At 64.2% G+C, this 723-nt stretch carries 1 protein-coding gene; it reads left to right on the top strand.

Features of this window, described 5'->3' with window-relative positions; translation table 11 throughout:
* Positions 1–723, top strand: a 723-nt coding sequence (locus AC5L35_RS37340; RefSeq protein WP_495064478.1) for a glycosyltransferase family protein, incomplete at both ends; no start/stop codon positions are given.

Raw genomic sequence — 723 nt, 5'->3', positions numbered from 1 at the left:
CTGTTCTGCGGTGGTTACGGGATGCGGATGCGGGACGGGGTCTCGGATCTGCCGAAGCCGATGCATCCGGTGGGGCCGCGGCCGCTGATCTGGCACGTGATGCGGTACTACGCCCATTTCGGGCACAAGGATTTCGTGTTGTGCCTGGGGTATGGGGCGCATCACATCAAGGACTTCTTCCTGAACTACTCCGAGACCGCGTCCAACGACTTCGTGCTCCGCGGGGGGAGTGTGGAGCTGCTGGGTTCGGACATTCAGGACTGGACGATCACGTTCGTGCACACGGGGTTGGACTCGCCGATCGGGGAGCGGTTGCGGCGGGTGCGGGCGTTGGTGGCGGGTGAGGAGATGTTCCTGGCCAACTATGCCGATGTGCTGACCGATCTGCCGTTGGACGACATGGTGGGTAAGTTCGCGGGGTCGGATGCGGTGGGGGCGTTGCTGGCGGTGCCGCCGCAGTCGGCGTTCCACTGTGTGGATGTGGCCGACGATGATCGGATCTCGTCGATCACGACGTTGCAGCAGATGCCGTTGTGGGAGAACGGGGGGTACTTCGTGTTGCGGCCGGAGATCTTCGACTACATCCCGGAGAACGGGGATCTGATCGAGGACGGGTGTGCGGTGCTGGCGAAGGAGGGTCGGATGATGGCCTTCCGGCATCGGGGGTTCTGGCAGCCTGCCGACACGGTCAAGGAGCGCACCGCACTGGAGGCCGCCTACCAG

This window comes from Pseudonocardia sp. OZ21 (assembly GCF_059359135.1).
The sequence above is the reverse complement of the archived record's forward strand: the minus strand, read 5'-3'. Positions and strand labels throughout refer to the sequence as shown.